The following is a 25,312-nucleotide window of genomic DNA, read 5'->3' as shown; positions in this document are numbered from 1 at the left end:
AGCATGCACGCCTCACCCCTCACGCAACTCAAAAGGTTGCTGCCCCCGCTCCTCGGTCTGAGCGCGATCTCAAACCTTGCCGTGCTGATCAGCCCGATCTTCATGATGCAGGTGCTGGATCGCGTGATCCCGACCGGCAACCTTCACACCCTGTCGCTGCTGTTGCTGGTCGCGGCCGCAGCACTGCTGCTGCAATCTGTGGTCGACGGTCTGCGCGAAATCACCTTGCAATGCGCCGCGCGCTGGGGCGAACGGATCAGCCTGCCCGCGATCCTCAGCTCCCCCCCCCGTGAGCAACAGGATCGGATTGCCGCTCTGTCACAGCTGAAAACCGGGCTCTCCGGCCCCACGGCGATCGCAGCCCTCAGCCTGCCCTTGCTGCCAATGTTCCTGGCGGTTTTATGGATCATTCACCCCTGGTTTGTCGCCCTGACCTGCGCTCTGATCGCCGCCGCTGCCACGCTGCGCATCGGCTCCAAAGCCCTCATGGCACATCGCACCACCCTTCTGGCGCAATATGCAGATGGCGAAACCACCGCGCAAAAAGACGTGCAGGATCTTGCGGCCCATCCCGGCCTCGCCGCGCTCAGCCGCAATTTGATCGCCAAACTTCTGCGCACCAGGGCCGCGCGCAACCAAATCGAAGATCAGCTCACCCCGCTGTCAGCGGGCAGCAACGCAGCCAGCGCTTTTGTCCGCAGCCTGTCGCAGCTGCTTGGCCTCAGTCTGGGGGCCGCACTGGTGGTCAATGATGCCCTGAGTGCCGGCGGCATGATCGCCGCCAGCCTGATTTTGACCAAAACGGTCAGCAGCTTTGAAACGGTCATTGCATCCCTGCCCGACATGCAAACCTTCCGCATCGCCTACCAACAACTGCTACACCTGCCAGCACCCACGCAAATAGACGGAACAGAGATCCCCTCGCTGTCCGGCGCTCTGCGATGTGACGGGCTTATTTCCCCACGCGGCGGTGGCGCCCCGCCCCGTCTGGATCGGGTCAGCTTCCAAATTCCCAAAGGCCATTGCCTTGTGATCATTGGCCCGTCTGGCAGCGGCAAAACCACCCTTCTTGAGGCGCTGAGCGGCGCAACGCCCTGCCCCATTGGCACCGTCTGGCTGGATGAAACAGAAATCAAAACCCTGCCAAACGAAAGCCACACCGCCCACATCGGCTACCTGCCGCAGCAGGCGCAGCTGTTTCACGGCACCCTGGCGCAAAACATCGCTGGTTTTGCGCCCGACATCTCAGACGCAGATGTGGTGGAGGCGGCCAAAAATGCCGGAGTACACGGCCTGATCTCTGCCCTGCCGCAGTCTTATGACACAGATATCGGCGCGGCGCCCTATCTGCTGTCCGCCGGGCAAAAACAACGCGTTGCGCTGGCGCGCGCGATTTATCACCGGCCAAAATATCTGTTCCTGGATGAGCCAAATGCGCTGCTTGATGCCGCAGGCGAGCGGCAGCTTTGTGCTGTGCTCGCGCGCCTTAAAAAACAGGGAACAACAGTGGTGATGGTGCTGCACCGATCCGGCCTGATGGGGCTCGCCGATCATGTTTTGCTTTTAGAAAACGGGCGCATGGCGGATTTCGGTGCCCGGGGCGAGGTCCTGGGCCGTATGAGCAGCGGGCGACGGCGCATTGAGCTGCCGTTGCGCGACACGAGCCTTCAGGATCTCACCGATTGGATCAGTGCACAGTTCACGCGAGCCTCAGATGCAGATCTCTCAAACCGGGCCGAGCTTATTGCGACAGAGCTCTTCACCCTCACCAAGGCCAGCGGCGCGCAGGACACTCCAAGGCAAGCGGTTTTCTTATTCCGTTTCCTCTCTGATCAGAGCTGTGAAATCACGGTCACAGAAGAAGGGCGCACCAAGGCCGATGCCAAGATACGCAAAATCGCCGAGCTGCTGCGCCAGCCCAACACAAAGATGGCCGACCTGCCCGGAGATGAGGCGGCCTTGGCGGTGATTTCCCAGATGAGCGACCGGTTTGACATTCAGAACATCAACGGTCAGTCGGTTTATTGCGCTGCCATTTCCACACGTCCCGTCACCCTGCAGGGAGTGCCCCAACATTGAGTGACGCTGCCACATTCTCCGCCTCCGATGACCCGGCCAATACAGAGCTGCCAGCCCGGGTCACCCGCCCCCTGCGCATCGGTTGCATCGTGGTATTCGGCGCTCTGTTGTTGTTTGCGCTCTGGGCGTCGCTCGCGCCGCTGACCACGTCCATTCCCGCGTCCGGCCACCTGAATGCCGCCCGCCCAAGCTATGATGTGCAGCATCCGTTTGGGGGAAAAATCGCGGAGATCCATGTCGACCAGCATGAAGAGGTGGCCCGTGGCGCAGTGTTGATGACACTCGATGTGGATCAGGAACGCGCAGAAAAGGACACATTGCAAGCCGCGCTGACCCCGATGATCGAAGAGCGCGCGGCCATCAGGGCGGCGCTGTCAGACCGGCTGCCGCAAGCGGCCGATGGCGCGCAAACCAGCGATGCGGCGCATATGGCTGTGCGGCGTATGCGCAATATGCAAACCGCCATGCAACTGCGCGCCGACATGAGCGCCACCTTGGAAGGCGCGCTTGAAGAGCGGATGATCCATCTTTCGCAAAGTATGGCGCGGCGCGAGGAGCAGCGCCTGTCCATGCTGGCCCGGCACAAACGATACGCCAGCCTGCGGGCAGAGGGGGCCTTTCGCGCCGCTGATATGGATGCGCTTGGCGAGGACATTCTGGAACTTGAAGCCGCGCTGGAGCGGGATCGGGCCGAAGTGTCTTCCTTGCGCAATCAGGCCATTCAGGCCGCAATGCAGGTCATGCGCGAAAAACTCGAGTTTCGTCAGCAATTGCTGGATCGGCTTGCGCAACTCGAAGAGGCGATCCCACGGCTCAAGCGGCAGATTTTGCGCCTGAGCGCTCAGATAGATCAGGCGCAGATTCACGCGCCAGAAGCAGGTATTGTCGCCGCGCTCTATTTTGACACGGCCGCCATGGTCATCCCACGCGGGGAAACCGTTTTGACACTGGCCCGCCCAAGCGCGCGGCATCAAGTGTCTTTTCTGGCGCACCCTCAGGTGATTGATCAACTACGGGTGGGCATGAATGGCCAGTTGACAGTGGCGGCGCTCCCGCAGCGCAGCCACCCGCGGGTGCAGGCAACGATCACCTCGCTGTCACCGGAAGCCCGCCGCAATGCCGAAGGCGCGGTGCTGGGCTATGACGGGATTGCGCAGATTGATGCGGAGGACCACGCCGCGCTTTTGGCCACGCTCGGAGATGAGGCCACCTTGGCCACCGATATGCCGGTGACAGTGGTCTTTACCGGCCGCAGCACCACCTTTGGCGCATATCTGATGGGGCCGTTCTGGTCATTTATGCAAAAGGCCATGCAGGACTGAACACGTAAATGAGGAGGGAAGAGAGTGACGCTATTCCCCCGTGAGGCCACCTTGCGCGGTGTGGCGGTGCAGGCTAGCTCTGTTCCTATGAAGTCTGTTTTGCGCCTGGCCAACCTCTCGTTGCTGATCCTGTTTCCGATCGCTTGGTTTGCGCCGCTGATGCGCGCGGGCCTGCTGCCGATTTTTGGTCTCAGTGAAATTTCGATTGTCTCCGGGCTGCAATCTTTGTGGGGCACCGATGTGGCGCTGGCGCTTTTGGTGACGTTTCTGGCGATTTTTGCCCCTTATCTGAAGGTCATTGGCATTGCGCTCATCCAGTTTGGCCTCTTGCGCCGCAAAGCTTTGCCCACGCTGGAGTTTCTGGGAAAGCTGGCGATGGGCGATGTTTTTCTGATCGCGCTTTATATCGTGATCGCCAAAGGCGCGGGCCATGTGACGGTTTATACCGGCTGGGGGCTTTATCTGTTCACCGGCTGTATTCTGGCGTCGCTGACAATTAGCCATTTGACCCGCAAGCGGTCGTGATCCAAAACGGCACAATGGCAAAGAGCAAAACCCAATTCACATGTTCGGCCTGCGGCGCCGTCTCCTCCAAATGGTCGGGACGCTGTGAGACCTGCGGCGAATGGAATACGATCGTTGAAGAGGCACCCTTCGGGGCGGGCCCGGCAGGCAGCGCGCTTGGCAATGCGAAGGGGCGGCGGATCGAGCTGTCTGATCTGGCCACCAAGGAAACCCCGCCGCCGCGCACCATCAGCGGTGTGAAGGAACTTGACCGCGTGTTGGGCGGCGGGCTGGTGCCGGCAAGCGCCTTGCTGGTGGGCGGCGATCCCGGGATCGGCAAATCCACCCTGCTGCTGCAGGCCGCCGCGCGGTTTGCGCGCCAAGGTGTCAAAACCATCTACGTGAGCGGCGAGGAAGCCAGCGCGCAGGTGCGGATGCGGGCGCAACGGCTGCAGCTGACGGAAAGCCCCGTGCTGTTGGCCGCAGAAACCAATCTGCGCGATATCCTGACCACGCTGGAGGCCGAACGCCCGCAGCTTGCCATCATCGATTCCATCCAGACCATGTGGAGCGACAACGTCGGCAGCGCGCCGGGCTCTGTCAGTCAGGTGCGCGCGGCGGCGCATGAGCTGACGGCCTTTGCCAAACGCAAAGGCATGGCGATTATTCTGGTGGGACATGTCACCAAAGAGGGGCAGATCGCAGGCCCTCGCGTGGTGGAACATATGGTGGATACGGTGCTCTATTTTGAGGGCGAGCGCGGCCATCAGTTCCGCATTCTGCGCGCCGTCAAAAACCGCTTTGGCCCCGCGGATGAAATCGGGGTATTTGAAATGACCGGCCGCGGGCTGGTGGAAGTGGGCAATCCAAGCGCGCTGTTTCTGTCTGATCGCGGCCAGCCGACGCCGGGAAGCGTGGTGTTTGCCGGGATCGAAGGCACCCGCCCCGTGCTGACAGAATTGCAGGCCTTGGTGGCCCCGTCACCGCACAGCCAGTCGCGCCGCACGGTTGTTGGCTGGGACAGCGGGCGGCTTGCGATGATTCTCGCGGTGCTGGAAGCGCGCTGCGGCATCCCCTTTGCGGGGCTTGATGTGTACCTCAATGTGGCAGGCGGCATGAAAATCGGCGAACCGGCCGCAGACCTTGCGGTGGCCTGCGCGCTGGTTTCCGCCCGCGAAGACAGCGCCTTACCCGCCGATACGGTGGTTTTTGGCGAAATCAGCCTGTCTGGCGCGCTGCGCGCGGTGAGTCAGACGGAAAATAGGTTGAAAGAAGCCCAAAAACTTGGTTTCTCATCGGCAATCGCGCCAAAGGGCGGCAAAACCAACACAGTTGACGGCATAAAGCTGAACCGTATTGGAGATTTGGCAAGTTTTGTGGGCGAAGTATTCGGAGCGGGCTGACGGGGACGGACGCACGTAAAAACAGACGCCGCAAGGCAAACCGGGGCCGGTCACAGGGCCGGTCATAAGGGACAGGACTACATGGAAGGTTTCACCATCATCGATGCCGTCGTTGCGGGCATCATCGTAATTTCGGCGCTGCTGGCCTACAGCCGCGGCGTTGTGCGGGAAACCATGGCCATCGCCGGGTGGGTTGCCGCCGCTGTGCTGGCCTTCATGTTTGCCGGATCTCTCCAGCCGCTAGTCAAAGAAGTGCCCATTCTGGGCGAATATCTGGCCGACAGCTGTGAATTGTCGATCATCGCTGCCTTTGCCGCTGTTTTTGCGCTGTCGTTGGTGGTGGTCTCGCTGTTCACGCCGCTGTTCTCCTCCATCGTGCAGCGCTCTGCACTGGGCGGGTTGGATCAGGGCCTTGGCTTTATCTTCGGTGTGCTGCGCGGCATCCTGCTGGTTGCGATTGCCTTCTTTGTCTATGAGACCGTGATCACCAGCCAGTCTATCGCGATGGTGGATGACAGCCGCTCGGCCGAAGTGTTCAGCCGCATCACCCGCCAGATTGACGACCGCGACCCACAGGAAGCGCTGGGTTGGATCACCACCCAATATGAACAGCTGGTTGGCGTCTGCGAGGCGTAAGACAGCACATCGTTCTACATAGTCCTGCTGAAAGCCCGCACCGGTTGGTGGCGGGCTTTTTTCATGGGTAGGGGCAACCGATCTCGGTTTCAAAAGCCATCGGCGCTTGATCGGCGTGCGCAGGCCCTCCTTGCGGCGCGGCCTGATTTCCACAATTGAGTCTGCCTGTTCGCCGCCCTCTTGTTTGGCGGGCAAACGGCGGCTACCGTGCGGGGAAACAAGCTATTTTGAGCCCTTTCATGCGCATTTGGATTGCCCTCACGACGCTGACGGTCGCGCTTTGTATTGCCCTTGTGGTGTCGGTCTTGCTGCCGCCCAAAACGCTCTCGCTGGCGGCTGGGGCGCGGGGCGGTGCCTATGCGCTGATGGCGGAACGCTACCGCGATATTCTGGCGCGTGACGACATTGACGTGCAGATCCTCTACACCAACGGTTCGGTCGACAATGCGGAGCTGTTGACGCTTGGCGCGGTGGATGCCGCGTTTTTGCAGGCCGGGATCACTGTGCCTCCGGGCAAGGCCGAGGCGATTGGCGGCCTGTTTTATGAGCCGATGCTGTTCCTTGTGCGCAGCGATCATCAATTGCCCTCAAATCCCGCGTTGTGGCGGGATCTGCAGATTTCGCGCGGCGCGCTTGGCTCCGGCACGGCAGCCGCTTTTGCAGATTTCAGAGAGGCCGTTGGCCTGCCTGAGGCGGACAACAAAGAGCTTGAGCTGGGCGCGGCGCAGTCGATTTTTGCCCTGCAGGCGGGCGGGCTCGACATGGCGTTTTTGGTCAGCAGCATTGAGGCCCCTTACCTGTCGCAAGCGTTTAATTCTGATGAGATCACGCTTTTGCCGCTGTCTTACACGCAGGCGATTGCGCGGCATATGGAGTATGCCGATATCGTCGATATTCCGGTGGGGGCGATTGCGCTTGATCCGGTGCAGCCCACGGAAACACAGCATGTGTTGGCCCTAAAGGCGCAGATGGCGATTGATCCAAAATTGCATCCGGCGCTGGTGAACCGGCTGACCATGGCCGCCAAAGAGCTGCATGCCGGGCGGGACATCCTGTCAGAGCGCGGGGCGTTTCCGGTGGCAGAAGGCATTGGCATGCCCGAAAATAACGTGGCGCGCCAATTGATCGAAACGGGGCCGTCGACCTGGCACAATCTGCTGCCCTATTGGATGGCGGCGCAGGTCAACCGGCTGTTTCTGCTGATCCTGCCCATTCTGTTCCTGCTGTTACCGCTGCTGCGGATCGCGCCGATGATCTATTCCTATTTTCGCGGCTGGCAGGTCTGGAAACACTACAGCCACATCCGCGAGATCGAGGCCAAGGTCAGCGACAGCTCAAGCGCCAAGGATCTCAAGCGGCTCGCCAAGGCACTGGATTCGGTGGATCACAAAATCTCGCAGCTGCGCCTGCCTCCCGCCTATCGGCAGACCGCTTATCACGCGCGGATGCATATCGACTTGGTGCGCAAACGGATTGGGCAGCTGCGTGTGGACGCGAAGTAGGTCTCACCACCGCCCTCCCCTCCTTTCCGCGCCACTAATTTAACCATTTGATCAAAAAACAAAACGACGCGGCGACAGGGCACGCTTTCTGGCCCGACCAATGTGATCCTTTCGTGACATAGATTACCGGAGCGCTTAAGACAGGCGCAGCACGAAACAGGGATTCGGAGCCACCTCTGTGATCATTGGGCGAAACCATACCCCATTCACAGCCGCCTCTTGCGGCGGGTGGACTTGCACCCGAACCCAAGCGCCCCGCGCGCAACGTGCAGAGACACCGACCTTCCAAAAGCGCCAAACACATGCGTCGCGAAGGTGCCTAACCACCCAATCTAGCCAAGCCTAGTCCGAAGATAGGAGCGCTGCACGTGTGCGGAATTCTGGGGATCGCCAATCGCAATGACGATGTTTTTGCGGAGATTTATGACGGGCTGCTGATGTTGCAGCACCGCGGACAGGACGCCTCGGGTGTTGTGACCTACACCGGCGGGTTTTTCCGCGAACGCAAGGCCAATGGTCTGGTCAAAGACGTGTTTCAGGCCAGCGACGCCGAAACCCTGACCGGCCGTGTGGGCATGGGCCATGTGCGCTACCCCACCGCGGGCAGCCTGAGCGCGGCCGAAGCGCAGCCGTTTTTTGTGAACGCGCCTTATGGCATCTATCTGGTGCACAACGGCAATATCACCAACACGGATGCGCAGCGCGAGAAGGTGACCGGCAAATATAGCCGTCATCTGCGCACCACCAGCGACAGTGAAATCCTGCTGAACGTGCTGGCGGACAAAGTGGCTGACGCGATCAAAGTGAACGGCAGCGGCGATGCGATCCGCAATATCTTTGCCGGTGTGAAGATGACCATGGAGCGGGTGCAGGGTGCTTATTCTGTGATCTGCCTGATTGCCGGTGTTGGCATGCTGGCCTTCCGCGATCCCCATGGCATTCGCCCTCTGTCGGTGGCCAAACGCGCCGCAGATGGCGAAGGTGACGACTATGCCTTTGCCAGCGAAGACGTGGCCTTTGGCATCAATGGCTTTGAGAAAATGCGCGACGTGAAGCCCGGCGAAGCGCTGCTGGTGGATATGGATGGCAACCTACATGAGTTTCAGGCGGTTGAGGGCGAGTTGACGCCCTGCATCTTTGAATATGTCTATCTGGCGCGCCCGGACAGCGTGCTCGACGGGGTGTCCGTCTATCAAGCGCAGCTGCGCATGGGGCAGACCCTTGCCAAGCAGATTGCCGAAAGCGGGCTTGAGATCGACGCGATCATTCCGGTGCCGGACAGCGCGCGCCCTGTGGCGCTGGAAGTCAGCAATGCCACCGGCATCCGCTACCGCGAAGCGCTGGTGAAAAACCGCTATGTGGGCCGGACCTTCATCATGCCCGGTCAGGAAGAGCGGCAGAAATCCGTGCGCCGCAAGCTCAACGCCATTCCGCGTGAGATGGATGGGCGCAATATCCTGTTGATTGACGACTCCATCGTGCGCGGCAACACCATTAAGAAGATTGTGCAGATGTGCCGCGAAGCGGGCGCGAAGAAAGTCTATATCGCCTCGGCCTCCCCGCCCGTGTCGCACCCCAATGTCTATGGCATCGACATGCCCACCAAACATGAGCTGATCGCCCATGACATGAGCATTGAGGAAATCCGCGAAGAACTGGGCGCGGATGCGCTGTTCTATCAGAAGCTCGAAGACCTGATCTGGGCCGCACAGGAAGGCAACCCGGAGATCGCGCGGTTTGACTGTTCGTGCTTTGACGGGGAGTACATCACCGGCGGTGTGACCGCAGAATATCTCGCCGATCTGGAAAACAGCAGCCGCGTGAGCAAAAAGATCAAAGAGGCTCCGGCACCGGGCGCAAGCTGGAACGGGGCAACTTTGGCCACCTCTCAGGGCTGAGCGACCTGTGAGCCTGCTTGCACTGGATAGCCGTTGGCGTCGCCTACATGACCCGGACTGGGTCAGCCCCAAGAGCGGGCGCAGTTTTGGCGGCTTGATCGACATCGGCTATGACCATCCGGATCCGTGGCCGCATGGCGATTTGCAGGGCAGCGGGCAGGAGGTTCTTGAGATTGGCGAAGACAAGCTCTCTGCCGATCTCTGCCGATGTGACGGGCTGCGGTTTGTACGGGCGATGCTGGCGCTGCCGATCAGAGGCAGTGACGAGGCTGTGCAATTTGCGATCTGGGCGCATTTGGCGGATGCGGATTTCTACCGCTATCTCGACGATGCCACAGGCGAAACACCCGGGTTTGAGGGCTGTGCGGCCTGGCTGATGAATGACATCCCCGGCTTTGAAAGCGAGACCCCGCTTGAGGGCGCGCTGATCGCGGGTGGGGCGCAAGAGCGGCCAAGGCTCAGCCTCAATGACGGGCCGCTGGCAGAGGCGCAAAAGGCGGGAATCACGTTTGACGCCCTGCTGGATCTCTATGCGGCAACCGGCAACGACATTCGCCCAGACCTCTAACTGCTTCCTCTCGGCGGCCTCGTTGGGGCGCCGCCTCACCTCAGGGTCGAATGGCGCGATTTACGCCTCAACCCAGACCAACCCTCCCTCCCCCGGCTGGCTGAATTCCGCTTATTTTATTGGGCCATTCGCGCATTCTCGGCGGCATTCAGCTTTCGTTAACCAACATCCCGGTATTCAGCGGTGGCAGTCAGCGGAGCTATCTCTATAAGGCCGCCACCACTCACACACCGGGATAGCCCATGACCTCCAGAACGCCTTCGCAGGTGGCCGAACAGGCCACACAGAGCGGTGTCTTGAAGAACCGATCTCGACTGACGCTGATTGGCGTTATGGGATCACAAACACGGCCGCGCGCTTTATTGATGACGCGCAGCGGCCGGACCTTGCGCGTGCAACCTGGGGATCGCACGCCATCTGGCAAGGTGCTGGCGATTGACGCCCAGAGCATCGTGCTCAACAGCGGGCATGGCGCGACACGGCTGTCGATGCCCAAATAGCGGTCAACTGAGGGGCAGCGCTGCGACATTGACGCCAGCGCTTGCCCCTTGACCTCACTGCCCATTGGCCGCATTCCAGTGGCCATGACCGATACTCCAGTTTCCTCCGCGCCTTCGGGCGACAAGATCGCGCTGATCACTGGCGCGTCCCGTGGCCTTGGGGCCGCTTTCGCCGAAGCGCTTGCGCCGGATTATCACGTGGTTGCGGTGGCCCGCACCACGGGCGCGCTGGAAGAGCTGGATGACCGCATCCAGGCCAAGGGTGGACAGGCCACGCTGGCGCCGATGGACATCACCAATGCCGATGCGATGGCACAGCTGTGCCGCTCGATCCATGACCGTTGGGGCAAAGTGGACCTGTGGGTACACACCGCCGCCCATGGTGCGCCGCTCACACCCGCAGATCACATCGACGCAAAAGACTGGCAGAAATCCGTGGCGATCAATCTGGACGCCGTGGGGCGCTTGATCCCCTTCCTGAGCCCGCTTCTGGGCCACGTGGGCCATGCGGTGTTCTTTGACGATCCACGTGCGGGCGAGAAGTTTTTCGGCTCTTATGGCGCCACCAAAGGTGCGCAGATCGCGCTGGCCAAGAGCTGGCAGGCGGAAACCGCAAACATCGGGCCGAAGGTTTCGATCCTTGCGCCCAAAGGCATGCCCACCGGCACGCGCGCCCGTTTCTTCCCCGGCGAAGACCGCGCAACGCTGGCTCATCCGCGCGATGAAGCGGCACGGCTGATGGCGGAGCTCGACCTCTGAACCTGACGCCTGCCTAAGTCAAGCGACCTGTGTGTGACAGGTGAAGTGTGACGGTGATTCCCCAGTCACCTCCCCAAGCGCCACATGGCTGACTGTGGCGCTTGCTCCGCCGTGGCCGCTCCACTAGACAGAAGCAAATCAGCAAGGTTCCGGCCTTGAGACGCGGCGAGATTTGGGGGCAGGCACCATGCGCATTCTCATCACAAATGACGACGGCATAAACGCGCCCGGCTTGGCCGTTTTGGAAAAGATCGCCAACGAGCTGGCCGGAGCAGAGGGCGAAGTCTGGTGTGTGGCACCGGCCTTTGAGCAATCCGGTGTCGGCCATTGCATCAGCTACACCCACCCCACCATGATCGCCAAAATGGGCGAGCGCCGCTTTGCCGCCGAGGGCAGCCCGGCGGACTGCGTGTTGGCCGGTGTGCATGACGTGATGAAAGAGGCGCAGCCCGATCTGATCCTCTCCGGCGTCAACCGGGGCAACAACTCTGCAGAAAACGCTCTTTATTCCGGCACACTGGGCGCGGCCATAGAAGGCGCGCTGCAGGGCATCCCCTCCTTTGCGCTCTCCCAATTTCTGGGCCCGCAGAACTACACGGCAGAAGATCCGTTTGAAGCCGCGGGCCAGCATGGCGCCGATGTGCTGCGCAAGATCCTTGCCACCGAGGTGCCAAACGGCTCTGCCTATGGCCTGTTTTACAACATCAACTTCCCCCCCGTGCTGGCAGCGGATGTGAAAGGCGTGCGCGTAGTCGCCCAGGGTCTGCGGCAGGACACCTGTTTCTCTGTGGAGCCGCACACATCCCCCTCCGGGCGTCGTTTCCTCTGGGCCAAAGGCGGCAATCAGCAGGTCAAAACCGCAGAGAACACCGACGCCGCTGTCAATCTGGACGGCTATATCTCTGTCACGCCGATGCGCGCCGATCTGACCGCGCATGACGCCCTGAAGGCACTGAAAGACATCGAATAATGGACCCGGACGCGCTTGCAGAACGCAAAATGCAGTTCCTCTTTGCGCTGCGCTCGCGCGGGGTGACGGACCCGGCGGTGCTCGGCGCGATGGAGGCCGTGGACCGTGGCCCCTTTGTGCGCGGGCTGTTTGCGGAGCGCGCCTATGAGGACACCCCGCTGCCGATTGCCTGCGGGCAGACCATTTCGCAGCCTTCTGTTGTCGGCCTGATGACACAGGCGCTGGAGGTCACCTCACGTGACAAGGTGCTCGAAGTGGGCACAGGCTCGGGCTATCAGGCGGCCATTCTGGCGCAGCTGGCGCGGCGGGTTTACACCGTGGACCGGCACAAGCGGCTGGTGCATGAGGCGCGCGGCGTGTTTGACGCCATGGGCATCGTGAACATCACCTCACTGATCGGGGACGGCAGCTTTGGCCTGCCCGATCAGGCACCCTTTGATCGCATCATTGTCACCGCCGCGGCAGAGGACCCGCCGGGGCCCCTCTTGGCGCAGCTCAAGATCGGCGGTATCATGGTGGTGCCTGTCGGGCAGTCGGACGCGGTTCAGAGTTTGATCCGGGTGCGGCGCACCGAAGACGGGTTTGACTATGACGAGTTGCGGGCGGTGCGCTTTGTGCCTTTGCTGGAAGGTGTCGCCCGGGAAAACGATTGATTTTTCAGGGCTTTCCCCTTGGCAAAGGGGGCAGCGTCGCCCATCTGGGCAGCAATGTAGTAAACAGAACCAAAGCGGTCATGGCATCAGACCACTTCGCAAGGTACCGCACGTGAGGATATCGAGATGGTTTTTTTGCAAGCAAAGCGCACCCGCTTTATCAGCGCAGGACTTGCCCTAAGCGTGCTGGCCGCCTGTGAAGGCGGGTTTGACTATGATCTGCGGGGCGATGCGGCGGGCAGTGCGCTGGACACCTCTGATGCGGCGCTGACCGCCACCTCCAAGCGCCCCAACCCCGACAACCGCGGTGTGATTTCCTATCCGAACTATCAGGTGGCTGTGGCCCAGCGGGACGACACCTTGCAGGATGTGTCCGCCCGTGTGGGCATTCCCGTCGCGGAGCTCAGCCGCACCAACGGCATCGCGCCGGACGTGAAGCTGCGTCAGGATGAGGTGATTGTGCTGCCCTACCGTGTGGCTGAACCATCGCCAGCCACAGGGGGCACCGGCGTGATCGTGCCTCCGGGCGGCGTGGATATTGCCGCGCTGGCTGGTGGGGCGATTGAAAGCGCCAACACCACCGAGGTGCAGACCAGCTCGCTTGCCCCCGCAGCGGCCCCGGTCACAACCCCATCGGAAAACGCGCAGACCGGCCTTGAGCCGGTGCGCCATAAGGTGAAACGCGGGGAAACCGCCTTCACCATCGCGCGGCTTTACAATGTGTCCGTGCGCTCGCTGGCGGAATGGAACGGGTTGGGCAGCGATTTCACCATTCGCGAGAACCAGATCCTGCTGATCCCGCCAGCCGATCCAAGCGCTGCTGCACCGGCACCGGCTGCGGTGTCGACCGTGGCGACCACCAAGCCGGGGGAAGGCTCTCCCACCCCCACGCCACCGAGCGCATCCAAACCGCTACCAGATGATGCGACCGCCGCCAAAGTGGCCGCTGCGCCAAAACCTGAAAGCCCGGATCTGGGCGCGCAACAGAGCGCGTCGCAGGCCGCGATGGGCTATCCGGTGTCCGGCAAGATCATCCGCCCCTATGCCAAGGGCAAGAACAACGGGATCGACATCGCGGGGGATGCCGGTGCGCCGGTTTTGGCGGCCGCAGACGGGAAAGTGGCGGCGATCACCACGGATGCGGATGATGTGACCATTCTGGTGGTGCGTCACCCCAACAACCTGATGACGGTCTATTACAACGTTGCCGATGTGAAAGTGTCCAAAGGCACCAATGTGAAACGCGGACAGCCCATGGCGCAGCTGCCCGAAGAAAACGCCTTTGTGCATTTTGAAGTGCGTGATGGTTTTGACAGCGTGGACCCGGCGCCTTACCTGAAATAAGTCGCCGCGTGACTGAGCTTGGTGGCGGGGCTGTTTTTAGCCTGCGCAGCCGAGGCGCGCACAACACAGGTGCACGCAGAGAGGGCGCTGCCCTCGTCACAACGGCGTTGTGACTTCACCCGGGATATTTGACGAATGAGAAGCGCAGGCCGCCGTGTGCGTTACACTTTGACGCCTTCGCGGCCTGCGAGATCGAGGAAGAATTGCCAGGCGACGCGACCGGAGCGGGCGCCGCGAGTGGCTTGCCATTCGATGGCCTCCGCGCGCAGGCGCTCTGGGTCAACGGACAGGCCGTGTGCGGCGCAGTAGCCGTCAATCATCGCGAGGTAGTCATCCTGCGAACAGGGATGGAAGCCGAGCCAGAGGCCAAAGCGGTCTGAGAGGGAGACTTTCTCCTCCACGGCTTCAGACGGGTTGATGGCGCTGGAGCGTTCGTTTTCGATCATGTCGCGCGGCATCAGATGGCGGCGGTTGGAGGTGGCGTAGAAGACCACATTGTCCGGACGCCCTTCGATGCCGCCATCCAGCACCGCTTTGAGCGATTTATAGTGCTGGTCATCATGGCTGAAGCTGAGGTCGTCACAGAACAGAAGAAAGCGCTCGGAGCTGGCGCGCAGCAGGCTCAGAAGCCGCGCAACAGAGGGCAGGTCTTCGCGCTGCAGCTCGACGATTTTGAGCGCGTGGCCTTCTGAGAGCACCTGCGCATGCACGGCTTTGACAATGGAGGATTTGCCCATGCCGCGCGCGCCCCAGAGCAGTGCGTTGTTGGCGGGCAATCCCCGGGCAAACTGGCGGGTGTTTTCCAGAAGCGTGTCGCGGGAGCGGTCAATACCCACAAGCAGATCGAGCGACACGCGGTTGATCTCCGGAACCGGTTCCAGCCGGTCGGGATCCACATGCCAGACAAACCCATCCGCAGCGGCAAAATCCGGCGCGACCAGCGGCGCGGGGGACAGGCGCTCAAGCGCTTCGGCGATGCGGGTCAAAGTGGTGTCATCCATGGCGAGCCTCCGGTGTTGATATCGTTACAGACCATTTTCTTTGCGCAACAACAAGGGGATGACACAAAGGAAAAACGCGCCCGATTGGGGCGCGTTTCTAAAAGGTCATTGTGAGCTCTATTTGGTGTCGATGTCGGCGAGGTCTTCGGCCTCTTCGTCATCTTCAAAATAGACGCCCTCTTCTTTGAGTTTGGCAATGCGCTGTTTGTCGACACGGCGCACAAGGAAGATCGAGATTTCATAGAGGCCATAAACCACTGTGAAGAGGATCAACTGTGTCACCACATCCGGCGGCGTAACCAGTGCGGCGAGCACAAGGATGCCAACCATGGCGTATTTGCGCACGGAGGCGAGACCATCGGCGCTGACCAAACCGGCTTTACCCATCAGGGTGAGCAGCACCGGAAGCTGGAAACACAGGCCAAAGGCCATGATGAATTTCAGCGTGATATCAAGGCTTTCATTGACCTTGCCAAAGAAGGTGATCTGCACGCCTTCATCTGCCTGTGGGGCTGCGGCGGCCACGGTGCCGGGCACATCCTCAACCGCAGGGGCCATCAGATTGGCAAAGACGGATGCCACATCGGCAAAACCCAGAAAGAACTGCATCGCCAGCGGGGTCACGACCAATTGGGCAAAAGTTGCGCCCAGAAGAAACATGAATGGCGAGGCGATCATGAAGGGCAGAAACGCGCCGCGTTCGCTTTTGTACAGGCCAGGGGCCACAAAGCGCCAGAGCTGGTAGCCGATCACCGGAAAGGCCAGGGCGAAGCCGCCAACCATGGAGATGCGGAACAGGGTGAACAGATACTCCTGCGGCGAGGTGAACTGCAACGTGGGGGACGGATCGCCCAGATCCCGCAGCACCTCGACAATGGGTGCCACAAGGAAATGCAGCACATGTTCGGCAATGAACTGCCCGCCAATCGGCACAAAGAAGAAGCTGATCGCCACGATGAAGGCGAGCACGGAGCGGATCAGCCGCGTGCGCAGCTCCGCCAGATGCTCGATCAGCGGGGCGGAGCTGTCGTCAATCTCGTCAGTGTTGCTCATGCATCATCCTTTTTGGGCGCGGTCCCGCTGTCTGACGCGCCTGCGTCAGAGGACTCAGTGGCCTCTGCGGCGGCTTTCTCGGCAGCTTCCTTGTCCAGACGGGCCTGCGCCATCTCCGCTGATTTCTGACGGATCTTCTCCGCAGCCTCCGCACGCTCTTTGGACAGGCGTGTGGTTTCGGCCCCGGGCTCGTAGCTCATGGAGCGCTTCACCTCATTGGCACTGTCCGCAAAGGCATCGCTGGCCGCTTTGAGCGGATTGGACACTTTGTTGAGCCCGTCAGTCGCGCCTTTGATGGTGTCGGTGACGTCTTTGACGCCCGCCTGATCAGCGGCCTGGTTCATGGCGGAGGAAAACTCGCGCGCCATGCCCTTGGCCTTGCCGACAAAGCGGCCCACAGAGCGGAACAGAACCGGCAGATCCTTGGGCCCGACCACGATCAACGCGACAACGCCAATGACCAGGAGCTCCGGCAAACCCAAATCAAACATATTGGATTGGCCTCAGATCAGACTTTGTCTTTGTCGTCAGATGGGGTCACGTCTTTGGCGGCATCTGCGGCGTCTTCTTCCAGCTCCTGCTGGCCTTCGTTGATGCCTTTCTTGAACGAGGTGATGCCTTTGCCGACTTCGCCCATCAGACCGCTGATCTTGCCGCGGCCAAACAGCACCAGAACCACAACCGCGATCAGCAGAATGCCGGGCAGACCGATGTTTCCAATACCCATGATGTCTCTCCTTCTTGGTGGGGCGTTGGCCCCGAATGTAGTGATCTGTCTTTTACCTACCCCCTGAGCCGCCGCCGGAAAAGGCGAGCGCGGGTGCAAATCCGGTCAAATCGCGGGTTTTCTCCGCTCTATTTGTCACTATTCTGTCAGTTGCCTGTTTGAGGGCAGAAATTGAGAGAATCATCCCATGGCAACCTCGGAAAATCGTGCTGACCGGCTGATGTCACTGATGGAGATGCTACGCGATGGGCAACTGCACCGGGCCGAGGATTTGGCGGTGGCACTTGGGGTCTCTTTGCGCACGGTCTATCGCGATATGAAAACGCTGATGGGGAGTGGCGTGGCGATCGAGGGCGCGCGCGGCACAGGATACCGGGCGCAGGCGGCGCTGACCTTGCCGCCTCTGAACCTGACAGAAGCGGAGCTTGAAGCGCTGCATATCGGGCTTGCGGTCGTGGGCACCGGCATGGAAGGGGAGCTGCGGGAGGCGGCGGAAAGCCTGAGCGCCAAGATCGACGCCATGTTGCCAGAAGAGGTGGGCGGGGTGACGCAGGGCTTTGGTTTTGCGAGCTATCCCTTTGATGTGAGTGCGCGGGCGTTGCGCCATCTGGAGCCGTTGCGCACAGCGATCCGGGGCAAACAGAAGCTGCATGTGCGCACCTCTGAAAGCGCGCGGGATGTGCGGCCCTTGAAGCTGAGCCATTGGGGGCGGGTCTGGGTGTTGGCGGTTTGGGATGAAACCGGCAATGGCTTTGCGGAGCTGCGCGTGGATCAGATCACGGAGATCACGCCCCTGCCCGGCCTGTTTGTCGAGGAGCCCGGGAAGAGTTTGCGGGACTTTGAGGCGCAGAGTTAGGCAAGGGGCCAGCCCCTTCTTGGCTGCACCAATTCATCCCCAGCGTATTTGGCCCGGAGTATTTTTGGCAGAATGAAGTGGGCCGCGCGGCTCAGGCTTCCGCCGGGAACACGAAGCAGCGGTCGCGGCGGATGGTTAGCCAGAGCGCTGTGCCTTCTTTGGGCAGGAAGACATTGGGCACGGTGACTTTCAGATCCGAAGCATCGTGATCCATTTTGAATTCAACAAGGCTTTCGTTGCCCATGAAGCGCGCGCGGGTGACAACACCGCGCGCCGCAACGCCGTCTGACGGCGTGGGCAGCGGGCCGCGGCCGGCGCGGTCAAAATCCAGTTTCAGGTGCTGAGGGCGGATCACGATCTCAACCGGTGCGCCATCCTCCAGACCCGGGGTCAGGAACTGACCAAAGGGCGTGTCTGTCAGCGCGCCGTTGCTGGTGGAGCGGATCACATTGATGTCGCTGAAAAAGGCGACGGCCTGCTTATCCACGGGGGCGTTGTAGATGTTGTAGGGAGCGCCTTGCTGCACAATTTGACCGTTGCGCATGAGGGCAATTTCATCGGCCATGCGCATGGCTTCTTCAGGCTCATGGGTGACCAGAAGGACAGCGGTGTCTTCTTCTTTCAAGACAGCGAGGGTTTCGTCGCGGATGCCGTCGCGCAGGCGGTTATCAAGGCCGGAGAACGGCTCATCCATCAGCATGATGCGCGGACGCGGCGCAAGCGCGCGGGCCAAGGCGATGCGCTGTTGCTCACCGCCTGACAGCATGTGCGGGAATTTGTCGATGGCCCAGCCGAGGTTCACCTTGGCCAGAAGCTCCTCGACACGGGCGCGTTTGGCGTCGCGGCTGCCTTTCAGGCCAAAGGCGACATTGTCAGCCACTGAAAGATGCGGAAAGAGGGCAAAGTCCTGAAACATCAGGCCGATCTGGCGGCGCTCCGGCGGGACGCGGAAGACCGTGTCACAGATCAGATTGCCGTCCACATAGATCTCGCCGCTGTCCTGCATGTCCACTCCGGCGATCATGCGCAGGGTGGTGGATTTGCCGCAGCCGGATGGGCCGAGCAGGCAGGTCACCTGCCCCGAATGCAGGGACAGGGAGACGTCGTCCACCACCTGACGGCTGCCAAAACGGCGGCGTAGGTTGCGGATTTCAAGACGGGGTGTGGGAGTTTCGATCTGCGACTGCACCTGTGGCCTCTTGCGATCCCCGAGGGTTTCCATCGGGTTTCGCGCAGATGTATCAGCCCCCTACCCGCGCATCAACCCTGCGGCTGCCAAGGATCACAGCGGCAAAACCGATCACCAGAACGATCAGACAGATTTGCAGGAGCTGTTCGTATTTGTGACCGTCATAAAGCAGGCCTGCAATCAGCTCTGAGCTGCGGAACATATAGGCCATGGCGCCAATCATGGCGGCAGCAAAGCTCACCAGATAGGACCACAGCGGCACGGTGCGGTTGCTCAACAAGCCAACAACCAGCACCGGTGTGAGGAACATCGAGGCCGTGCCGGAGACCGCCACCGCATCAAACAGGGTCTGATTGCCCCAAAGGGTCAGCGCGCCGCCTGCGACCGCAAAGAACAGCATGGCGATACGGCCACCCATGAGGGTGCGCGGCGCAATCCGCAGCTCCTCGACCACAAGGCGGGAGGCGGAGCTGAGGGCGGAATCCAGTGTGGAGAGCGCTGACACCAGCAGAGACACCAGAAGCAGCGTGAACACCCAGGTTGGCAGCATTGTGGACCATGTGCCGAGCAGCTGGCCTTCGTAAGCGGCCCCCTCAAGCGCGGCCTGAATGCCAAAGAAGCCAAAGGCGATGATGCAGAGGGTGGAGATCCAGAAGGCGTGCAGGAAGCTTTTGCGGGTGGTGTCGCGGTCCGCAAGGAAGCCGCGGTCCATCATCACCGGATCATGCACCGGATAAGAGAAAACCTGCAGCGCGGCGACCACAAGGAGCACCCAGCCATTGTGCGGGCCGGAGACGCCGGGCGCGGTCAGAACGGCACCGAGGTCAAAGCCGGGACGCAGGATCAGCGCCACAAAGGCCGCACCAAAGACCACGAGGAAGAGGCTCATCTGCACCACGTCAGTGCGCAGTGCGGCAGAAAGGCCACCCCAAGCGGAATAAGCCAGAGCCAGAATGCCGACCACCAGAATGGCGGTGGTGCTGGCGCTCGCGACCTCGGGGAAGGCGGCGGAGAAGATCAGGCCCACAACAAGCAGGTTTGCAAAGACCTCTGACAGCAAACGCAGGGCGATGACGACGTTATAGGCGGTGGTGCCTGCCGCGCCGAAGCGATCGGTCAGCCAGTCCTGCACCGAGCGCGCGCCTTGTGCGCGCATGCGGTTGACGATGTAGCCGCCGGTGAGGAAAGAGCCGTAGTAGGCCGCATAGGCGAGCGTGCCTGCGATGCCGTAGTAAAACCCGAGGATCGCGGCGTTCATCAGCGAGCGGGCAAAAATCCAAGTGGTGACTTGCGAAAACACCAGCGTCCAGAGCTGTGGCGCGTTGCCGGAAACAGATTGGCCACCAAAGAAGCCTTCGACCGAAGCGCGGCGCGGCGCGACAAAGAGGCTGAGCACAATGATGGCTGCGAAGATCGTGATAATGGCGGTGGCCTGCATGGAATTTCCCCAGTTCGTCAGACTTTCCGCCTAGCAGGCAGCAACAGTTCGCACCAGCCGCCCCACAAAAACGTGAAAGCCTGTAAAGGAATTACCCTGCGTCCACCAAATCAAATGCCACTTCGGCAAGCTGTCTGCCGTTGACCTGCACCGCAAGCTTATGAGGGCCCGGGTGCAGCTTGAAGGTCGAGGCGTTGGCTTTGAGCGGGTGTTTCTTGGCCAGATCCAAACGGCCGCCTGCGGGCACTTTGCCCTGCTTGAGCTTAAAGACCTTCTGGCCGGTTTTCCCTTCCGGGCGGTGGAAGGTCAGCACATAATCGACAATCACCGGCACGGGGCTGTGGGCATCTGTGCTGAGCGTGACGGCGACATTGAGCGCCTCGCCGATCACGATGCTGTCAGCGCCGACGCTGAGGTTTTGCACGGTGACGGGCGCGTCAGCGGCAAACCCCAGATGCGAAAGCGCATCGGGATGGCCCGCTTTCACAGCGGTGCGCAGGGCGTGCCGGGTCATCCAATCAAGCTCTTTGGCGGCCTGCGTGCCGTCGGCCTGCCAAGCGGCGAGGTGCTGCACCACCACCTCGGTGTCGATCTTGGAAATGTCGTTGAGGTGGTTGGCCACGGAGCGCGTCACATAGCGGGTTGGGTCGCTGTGCAGCTGGGCGAGCAGCGGCAGGGGGGCAAGCGGGTCGATGTCGATTTTTTTGGCCCATGGCAGTTTGGGGCGGGTGCCTTCGCTTACCAGACGGCGCACGTGATAGTTTTCGTCCTGCGCCCAGTCGGCCAGACGGGCGAAGGTCTCCTCTGGCCAGCGGTTGAGGAAAGGGCGGATGTAGAACTCCATGGAGAAGCGCTGTGTTGCGGCGTGCAGCAGATCAAAGCTGCGGTCGCGATGCTCTTCCAACCCGTGGCGCACCGCCAAAATGCCCGGCACCGCATGGATGAAGCGCCCGAAATCACCATCGGTCAGCGATGGATCAAGCGCGGTGGGCATGGCGGCCTCCAGCTGATCCGCCATGGTGGGGAAATCTGGCGCGAGACGTTTTTCGATGCAGTCGGCAATCCATTCCATGCGCTCCATGAGCTCACGTTCCGGAAAGCCGGCAACAGTTTCTGCCTGAAAGCCTTCCGCATCAAAGCCGGGAATACCGGCGGCATATTCTGCCGCCAGATCCGCCATGCTTTCTGCGTTAAACAGATGATCTTTCAGTGAAAACCCCTGAGCCACACCAACACCTCGCGCCACACTTATATCCCTAGATCACATCGCGGAGGCAAAGGCACCGCCGTCCAACAGCACGTTTTGGCCCACGATAAAGCCCGCATGATGCGAGCAGAGGAAGGCACAGGTGGCGCCAAACTCATCTGCGGTGCCATAGCGGCCTGCGGGGATGGTCGCGGCGCGTTGGGCCTGTGCCTCTTCCATGGAGATGCCCTGCTGTTGGGTCACGGCCGTGTCCAACGCCACGGCGCGGTCGGTGGCGTGGATGCCGGGCAGCAGGTTGTTGATGGTCACGCCTGTGCCTGCGACCTGACGAGCGGTGCCCGCCACATAGCCGGTGAGGCCGGCGCGCGCAGCGTTGGACAGACCCAGAACCGGAATCGGGGATTTCACAGACACCGAAGTGATGTTGACCACACGGCCCCAGCCGCGCTCCATCATGCCCGGCACCAACGCTTTGATCAGCGCGATGGGCGCGAGCATATTGGCATCCAGCGCCGAAATAAAATCGTCGCGGTCCCAATCGGTCCACATGCCGGGAGGCGGGCCGCCCGCGTTGTTGACCAGAATATCGACGCCCTGCGCCGCCTCAATGAGCTTGGCCTGCCCCTCCGGCGTGGTCACGTCACAGGCGATGGCCTCGACCTTGACGCCAAACTCTTCGCGAATCGCTGCGGCGGAGGCTTCCAGTGCCTCGGCACCGCGTGCGTTCATGATCAGATCCACACCTTCGGCGGCCAAAGCGCGGGCGCATCCCAGCCCCAGACCCTTTGAGGACGCACAGACGAGCGCGCGTTTACCTTTGATTCCCAATTCCATGCGATTCTCCCCTTTGTAATGTGGCTAAGAAATACCTAATTCTCTAAGGATGCCAGCAATATGCCGAAGGCTCGGCTTTCTGCTGCCACAATTGAACGATAATTTTAGGGATCGGCGCTGCCCATAAGAGAAGTAACGAGAAGGTAGACCATGTATTCACAGGTTCAGGACACCGCGATGCCGTCCCAGCGGCTGCCTGTGTATCTCGCAGAAGCGTTTCACGTCACAGATGGCGCGAACCTCGGGGATTCTTTGTCTTTTGCCCAAGAGCTTGTTCTGGATGACATCTATGCGCTGTCGATGGATGCGCAGGTGAAAAGCCTGTCATTGCGCACCGATGCGGATGGACAGCATTTTGTCGCCAGCGACCGCGGGCTTGGCACCAAAGACGCGCGGGTGTTTCTGGATTGCGTCGCCACATTCATGCCGCCTAGCGGAGACACCATCGAAGTGCTGGTGCTGGTTGAAGTGGATGACGCAGGCGGCGTGGTCCAGATTTACGGCGCAGCGCTTGCGCCTCTGACACCCAAAACCGATTACGCGCTGGTCGGGATCGACCGCAACGCGGCCTCGACGCGGCTCGCGCAGCTGGCCTGTGTCAGCTTTACCAGCGGCACACATATCACCATGGCCACCGGAGAGCAGCGCAAGGTCGAGGACCTGAAAGTGGGCGACCGCGTTCTGACCCGTGATGACGGCCCACAGGAATTGCGCTGGATCGGCCATTCGGTGCAGCGCGCCAGCGGCGAATTTGCCCCGATTGTGATCACCAAAGGCACGCTCAACAACGCGGGCGATCTGCGGGTGAGCCCGGACCATCGCCTGTTTGTCTATCAGCGTCATGACCACATCGGTGTGGGGCGCAGCGAATTGCTGATCAAAGCGCGCCATCTGGTGAACGGTGAGACCGTCTATGCCGCCGAAGGTGGCTTTGTGGATTACTACCAGCTGATGTTTGACACCCATCAGATCATCTTTGCCGAAGGCATTTCAGCCGAAACCATGCAGATGGACACGCGCACGCGGCCGGCTGTGCCCAAAGAGGTCACAGAGCGGCTGCAACGCAAAGCGGCCAATAACAGCACACGTGGCGGGCCGGTGGGGCATCTGGAAGTGCATGAAAGCCTGCTGAACCGTCCGGACGCGGTGGAGCTTTTGAAACGGGCGTCTTCCAAGTAACGCGGCCGGGGCTGCACGCAGCCCTGCCCTCTGCTTTTCCTTGCGAAAATGAGCGCGCGCGCCTATACGCGCGACCATGTTGGACACGAGCACAAACCGCCCCGAATTGCCGCCCGAGATTGCGCGCCGCCGTACGTTTGCGATCATTTCGCACCCGGACGCCGGGAAAACCACGCTGACGGAAAAATTCCTGCTCTATGGTGGTGCGATCCAGATGGCGGGTCAGGTGCGTGCCAAAGGTGAGGCACGGCGGACACGTTCGGACTTTATGCAGATGGAGAAAGATCGCGGGATCTCCGTGTCGGCCTCTGCAATGTCCTTTGATTTTGGCAACTTCCGCTTCAATCTGGTGGACACACCGGGCCACAGCGACTTCTCCGAAGACACCTATCGCACGCTGACTGCGGTGGATGCGGCGGTGATGGTGATCGACGGCGCCAAAGGTGTGGAAAGCCAGACGCAGAAGCTGTTTGAGGTGTGCCGACTGCGCGACCTGCCGATCCTGACATTCTGTAACAAGATGGACCGCGAGAGCCGCGATACCTTTGATATCATTGACGAGATTCAGGAAAACCTCGCGATTGACGTGACACCGGCGAGCTGGCCGATTGGCATGGGGCGCGAGTTCCTGGGCTGTTATGACATGCTCAACGACCGTCTGGAGCTGATGGACCGTGCGGACCGGAATGTGATCGCCGAGACCATTCAGATTGACGGTTTGAACGATCCGAAACTGGCCGACCACGTGCCTGCGCATCTGCTGGAGAAGCTGCAGGAAGAGGTTGAAATGGCCAAGGAGCTGTTGCCGCAGCTTGATCCGCAGGCGGTGCTGGAAGGGCATATGACCCCGATCTGGTTTGGCTCTGCGATCAACTCTTTTGGGGTGAAAGAACTGATGGATGGCATTGGCTCTTATGGTCCGGAGCCACAGGTGCAGACCGCGCAGCCGCGCGAGATTGCGCCTGAGGAAAAGAAGGTCGCGGGCTTTGTGTTCAAAGTGCAGGCCAATATGGACCCCAAACACCGCGACCGTGTGGCGTTTGTGCGTATGGCCTCCGGACACTTCAAGCGCGGCATGAAACTGACCCATGTGCGCACCAAAAAGCCGATGGCGATTTCCAATCCGGTGCTCTTCCTCGCCTCTGACCGCGAGCTCGCAGACGAGGCCTGGGCAGGCGATATCATCGGCATTCCCAACCACGGGCAACTGCGGATCGGCGACACGCTGACCGAAGGCGAGGCGCTGCGCGTTTCCGGCATTCCAAGCTTTGCGCCGGAACTGCTGCAAGGCATTCGCGCAGGCGATCCGATGAAAGCAAAGCACCTTGAAAAGGCGCTGATGCAATTCGCCGAAGAAGGCGCGGCCAAAGTGTTCAAGCCAATGATCGGGTCCGGCTTCATCGTCGGTGTGGTTGGTCAGCTTCAGTTTGAAGTGCTCGCCAGCCGGATCGAGATGGAATACGGCCTGCCGGTGCGCTTTGAACAGAGCCAGTTCACCTCGGCCCGTTGGGTCAATGGCGAGCGTCAGGCGGTTGAGAAATTTGCCGACATGAACAAGCAGCACATCAGCTATGACCATGATGGCGACGTGGTGTTTCTGACGCGTTTGCAATGGGATATCGACCGCGTGGCGCGCGACTATCCGGATGTGACGCTGACGGCCACCAAGGAAATGATGGTCTGATACAGT

At 60.9% G+C, this 25,312-nt stretch carries 24 protein-coding genes; 16 read left to right on the top strand and 8 right to left on the bottom strand.

Annotated features, from left to right (window positions below; genetic code table 11):
• Positions 1-3 precede the first annotated feature (3 nt).
• The 13 genes from J7412_RS18370 (at position 4) to J7412_RS18310 (ending at position 14,138) form a co-directional block, all read left to right on the top strand.
• Complete coding sequence (locus J7412_RS18370) at positions 4-2,079, top strand: ATP-binding cassette domain-containing protein (protein WP_209080131.1); 2,076 nt, start codon at positions 4-6, stop codon at positions 2,077-2,079.
• Entirely contained in the window at positions 2,076-3,401 is a 1,326-nt protein-coding gene (locus J7412_RS18365; protein ID WP_209080129.1) for an HlyD family efflux transporter periplasmic adaptor subunit, read from the top strand. The genes J7412_RS18370 and J7412_RS18365 overlap by 4 nt, the downstream gene beginning before the upstream one ends.
• Before the next feature lie 87 nt (positions 3,402-3,488).
• Entirely contained in the window at positions 3,489-3,926 is a 438-nt protein-coding gene (locus J7412_RS18360) for a paraquat-inducible protein A (RefSeq protein ID WP_209080224.1), read from the top strand.
• A 14-nt stretch (positions 3,927-3,940) separates the two neighbouring features.
• Positions 3,941-5,308 carry a DNA repair protein RadA gene (radA, locus tag J7412_RS18355; protein ID WP_209065303.1) on the top strand — a complete coding sequence of 456 codons (1,368 nt, stop codon included), beginning with the start codon at positions 3,941-3,943 and terminating at the stop codon, positions 5,306-5,308.
• Positions 5,309-5,389: 81 nt separating this feature from the next.
• Entirely contained in the window at positions 5,390-5,944 is a 555-nt protein-coding gene (locus tag J7412_RS18350) for a CvpA family protein (RefSeq protein WP_209065304.1), read from the top strand.
• 239 nt (positions 5,945-6,183) lie between these two features.
• Positions 6,184-7,446 (top strand): TAXI family TRAP transporter solute-binding subunit, encoded by a 1,263-nt coding sequence (locus tag J7412_RS18345; RefSeq protein ID WP_209080127.1) that lies wholly within the window; start codon positions 6,184-6,186, stop codon positions 7,444-7,446.
• Positions 7,447-7,814: 368 nt separating this feature from the next.
• Complete coding sequence (gene purF, locus J7412_RS18340) at positions 7,815-9,344, top strand: amidophosphoribosyltransferase (protein ID WP_209065306.1); 1,530 nt, start codon at positions 7,815-7,817, stop codon at positions 9,342-9,344.
• Positions 9,345-9,351: 7 nt separating this feature from the next.
• Positions 9,352-9,912, top strand: a complete 561-nt coding sequence (locus J7412_RS18335; protein ID WP_209080125.1) for a DUF2199 domain-containing protein — start codon at positions 9,352-9,354, stop codon at positions 9,910-9,912.
• A gap of 242 nt (positions 9,913-10,154) precedes the next feature.
• Positions 10,155-10,412, top strand: coding sequence for a hypothetical protein (locus J7412_RS18330; protein ID WP_209080123.1), 258 nt, complete (start codon positions 10,155-10,157; stop codon positions 10,410-10,412).
• 84 nt (positions 10,413-10,496) lie between these two features.
• Positions 10,497-11,171, top strand: coding sequence for an SDR family NAD(P)-dependent oxidoreductase (locus tag J7412_RS18325; RefSeq protein WP_209080222.1), 675 nt, complete (start codon positions 10,497-10,499; stop codon positions 11,169-11,171).
• Positions 11,172-11,358: 187 nt separating this feature from the next.
• A complete protein-coding gene (surE, locus tag J7412_RS18320; RefSeq protein ID WP_209065309.1) occupies positions 11,359-12,141 on the top strand; it encodes a 5'/3'-nucleotidase SurE in 783 nt (260 codons plus the stop codon).
• Complete coding sequence (locus J7412_RS18315; protein WP_209065310.1) at positions 12,141-12,794, top strand: protein-L-isoaspartate(D-aspartate) O-methyltransferase; 654 nt, start codon at positions 12,141-12,143, stop codon at positions 12,792-12,794. The genes surE and J7412_RS18315 overlap by 1 nt, the downstream gene beginning before the upstream one ends.
• A gap of 126 nt (positions 12,795-12,920) precedes the next feature.
• Positions 12,921-14,138, top strand: a complete 1,218-nt coding sequence (locus J7412_RS18310; RefSeq protein ID WP_209080121.1) for a LysM peptidoglycan-binding domain-containing protein — start codon at positions 12,921-12,923, stop codon at positions 14,136-14,138.
• Between the two features lie 161 nt (positions 14,139-14,299).
• Here J7412_RS18310 and J7412_RS18305 read toward each other — a convergent pair whose 3' ends face one another.
• From J7412_RS18305 to J7412_RS18290, 4 genes are all read right to left on the bottom strand, one after another.
• Positions 14,300-15,139 carry an ATP-binding protein gene (locus tag J7412_RS18305; RefSeq protein ID WP_209080119.1) on the bottom strand — a complete coding sequence of 280 codons (840 nt, stop codon included), beginning with the start codon at positions 15,137-15,139 and terminating at the stop codon, positions 14,300-14,302.
• Between the two features lie 117 nt (positions 15,140-15,256).
• Positions 15,257-16,192 (bottom strand): twin-arginine translocase subunit TatC, encoded by a 936-nt coding sequence (locus J7412_RS18300; RefSeq protein WP_209080117.1) that lies wholly within the window; start codon positions 16,190-16,192, stop codon positions 15,257-15,259.
• Entirely contained in the window at positions 16,189-16,683 is a 495-nt protein-coding gene (tatB, locus tag J7412_RS18295; RefSeq protein WP_209080115.1) for a Sec-independent protein translocase protein TatB, read from the bottom strand. The genes J7412_RS18300 and tatB overlap by 4 nt, the downstream gene beginning before the upstream one ends.
• 17 nt (positions 16,684-16,700) lie before the next feature.
• Positions 16,701-16,919 (bottom strand): twin-arginine translocase TatA/TatE family subunit, encoded by a 219-nt coding sequence (locus tag J7412_RS18290; RefSeq protein ID WP_209065315.1) that lies wholly within the window; start codon positions 16,917-16,919, stop codon positions 16,701-16,703.
• Positions 16,920-17,106: 187 nt separating this feature from the next.
• Between J7412_RS18290 and J7412_RS18285 the strand changes: the two genes are divergently transcribed.
• The gene (locus J7412_RS18285; protein WP_209080113.1) at positions 17,107-17,775 is read left to right on the top strand and encodes an HTH domain-containing protein; all 669 of its coding nucleotides are present in this window, start codon (positions 17,107-17,109) and stop codon (positions 17,773-17,775) included.
• A 91-nt stretch (positions 17,776-17,866) separates the two neighbouring features.
• Here J7412_RS18285 and J7412_RS18280 read toward each other — a convergent pair whose 3' ends face one another.
• From J7412_RS18280 to J7412_RS18265, 4 genes are all read right to left on the bottom strand, one after another.
• A complete protein-coding gene (locus tag J7412_RS18280; protein ID WP_209080106.1) occupies positions 17,867-18,997 on the bottom strand; it encodes an ABC transporter ATP-binding protein in 1,131 nt (376 codons plus the stop codon).
• Positions 18,998-19,016: 19 nt separating this feature from the next.
• The gene (locus J7412_RS18275; protein WP_209080097.1) at positions 19,017-20,402 is read right to left on the bottom strand and encodes a sodium:proline symporter; all 1,386 of its coding nucleotides are present in this window, start codon (positions 20,400-20,402) and stop codon (positions 19,017-19,019) included.
• Between the two features lie 91 nt (positions 20,403-20,493).
• Positions 20,494-21,648 (bottom strand): DNA alkylation repair protein, encoded by a 1,155-nt coding sequence (locus J7412_RS18270; protein ID WP_348540511.1) that lies wholly within the window; start codon positions 21,646-21,648, stop codon positions 20,494-20,496.
• 15 nt (positions 21,649-21,663) lie between these two features.
• On the bottom strand, positions 21,664-22,443 hold the full coding sequence (locus J7412_RS18265) for an SDR family oxidoreductase (RefSeq protein WP_209080095.1): 780 nt from the start codon (positions 22,441-22,443) through the stop codon (positions 21,664-21,666).
• A 150-nt stretch (positions 22,444-22,593) separates the two neighbouring features.
• Between J7412_RS18265 and J7412_RS18260 the strand changes: the two genes are divergently transcribed.
• On the top strand, positions 22,594-23,622 hold the full coding sequence (locus J7412_RS18260) for a Hint domain-containing protein (RefSeq protein ID WP_247744000.1): 1,029 nt from the start codon (positions 22,594-22,596) through the stop codon (positions 23,620-23,622).
• A 76-nt stretch (positions 23,623-23,698) separates the two neighbouring features.
• The gene (locus tag J7412_RS18255) at positions 23,699-25,306 is read left to right on the top strand and encodes a peptide chain release factor 3 (protein ID WP_209080093.1); all 1,608 of its coding nucleotides are present in this window, start codon (positions 23,699-23,701) and stop codon (positions 25,304-25,306) included.
• The last annotated feature ends 6 nt before the right edge of the window (positions 25,307-25,312 follow it).

The sequence above is a fragment of the Shimia sp. R9_3 genome (genome assembly GCF_017743755.1).
In the GTDB taxonomy this organism is placed as follows: domain Bacteria; phylum Pseudomonadota; class Alphaproteobacteria; order Rhodobacterales; family Rhodobacteraceae; genus Shimia.
The sequence above is the reverse complement of the archived record's forward strand: the minus strand, read 5'-3'. Positions and strand labels throughout refer to the sequence as shown.